Here is a 1,653-nt window from a genome sequence, read left to right as displayed (position 1 = left end):
GCGGCATCGAGGGCCGCGAGGATCGGATCCAGCCGGTCGACCATGATCTGGAAGTTCACTCCACGTCCGTAGGGGCGATCAAGCGCACCGGTCAGCCAACGACTATTGTGCTGACACAGCATGATCTGAGCACTGCCCCGCACGAGGTAGGCGAAGCGCGCGGCTGGTCGATCGAAGGCAATCTTGAAGCCGAGCAAGTCGCACCAGAACCACAAGCTCACATCCAGGTCGGCGACATCCAGTTCCGGTGTCAGGGCCGCGAAGCCGCCTTCTGGAGGGTGCCCAAAGCTGGACGAGCGGGCGCGTTCGGCAGGGTCGGCTAGCGGTTCCATACCTGCAAAAAGGTCATGGCTTGGTGGAAGCGGTCAAGTGCCAAGAAGGATCGCGGCAGGCGCCGTAGCGGACGTGCGGGGTGCCCCGTCCAGGGCCAGATCATGCGTCTTCATCTAACCGTCAAAGCGTCGCTCCTCGCCGCCTTCGGCCTCCTCGCGCTTCTCTGCGCCGGTCAGGCCGTTCTCATGGCCCTCACGCTCTCAGGCATCCGAGCCGATGTCACGGGCGTCGCCATGAACTGGCTCCCCTCCCTCGTGGCGATCACCAACATCCGCGCCGCCGCCTCGGAGGTGCGCATCAAGCAGTTGCGCACGCTGACCCTGTCCGGCAGTCCCGATCAGCGGATCGAGAACGCGCGGCAGATCGACGAGGCCGTCGTGGCGCTCGCCGCCGCCCGGAAGGCCTACGAGCCGCTGATCTCCTCGGCCGGGGAGCGGGCGCTGTACGCCGCGTTTGGCGCCACCTGGGAGCGCTACCAGACCGTCGGCCGCGAGGCAGCCCGCTTGGCGGAGGCGGGCCAGAGCACCGAGGGTGTCCGGCTCATGGCCGAACCGGCCAACATCGATCTCGACAATGCAGCCCGCGACAAGCTGGCCCAGGACGTTGCCCTGAACGAGCGTAGCGCGCACGTGGATGCCGACAGCGCAATGGCGGCGACCGAGTCCGCGACCCTGACGGCCTATCTCTTCATCGCACTGAGCGTGCTCGCGGCCTGCGGCGCGGCCGCTTTCGTGCTGCTGCACGTCTCGCGTCCGATCCAGGCGATGACGGGCGTGATGACCGGCCTGGCCGCGGGCGACACGGGCGGCGAGCTGCCCCACCGCGCGCCGCGACGAGGTCGGTGCGACGGCGGCGGCCGTCCAAGTGTTCAAGGACAACCTGATCCGCACCCGCCGTCTGGAAGAGGAGACCGCGCAGGCGCGCTTGGCCGCCGAGGAGCAGCGCAAGGCCGGCATGCGGCAGATAGCCGATGGCTTTGAGGACGCGGTCGGTGGCATCATCGGCACGGTGTCATCCTCCGCGACCGAGTTGCAGGCGACCGCGCAGGCGATGACCGCCACGGCCACCGAGACCGCGAGCCGGTCGACGACCGTGGCGGCGGCGGCCGAGGAAGCCGCCTCCAACGTCAGCACGGTGGCGGTGGCGGCCGAAAAGCTCGGCTCGTCGGTGCAGGAGATCGGCCGGCAGGTGGACGGCTCGGCGCATCTGGCGCAGCGGGCCGTCTCCGACGCCGATCAGACCGGCGCGCTCGTCCAGGAACTGAGCAATTCCGTGTCGCGGATCGGCGACGTGGTCGGGTTGATCTCCAACATCGCCGGC

Annotated in this window: 1 protein-coding gene and 1 pseudogene; one reads left to right on the top strand and one right to left on the bottom strand. The window is 68.7% G+C overall.

Annotated elements, in window-relative coordinates; genetic code table 11:
• Positions 1-332, bottom strand: a 332-nt coding sequence (locus ACOJTB_RS08465) for a VOC family protein (protein ID WP_420102090.1), incomplete at its 3' end; no start/stop codon positions are given.
• A gap of 102 nt (positions 333-434) precedes the next feature.
• Here ACOJTB_RS08465 and ACOJTB_RS08460 point away from each other — a divergent pair.
• Positions 435-1,653, top strand: a pseudogene (locus ACOJTB_RS08460) (MCP four helix bundle domain-containing protein); the annotation flags it as partial.

The sequence above is a fragment of the Allobosea sp. genome (genome assembly GCF_048595345.1).
In the GTDB taxonomy this organism is placed as follows: domain Bacteria; phylum Pseudomonadota; class Alphaproteobacteria; order Rhizobiales; family Beijerinckiaceae; genus Allobosea.
The sequence above is the reverse complement of the archived record's forward strand: the minus strand, read 5'-3'. Positions and strand labels throughout refer to the sequence as shown.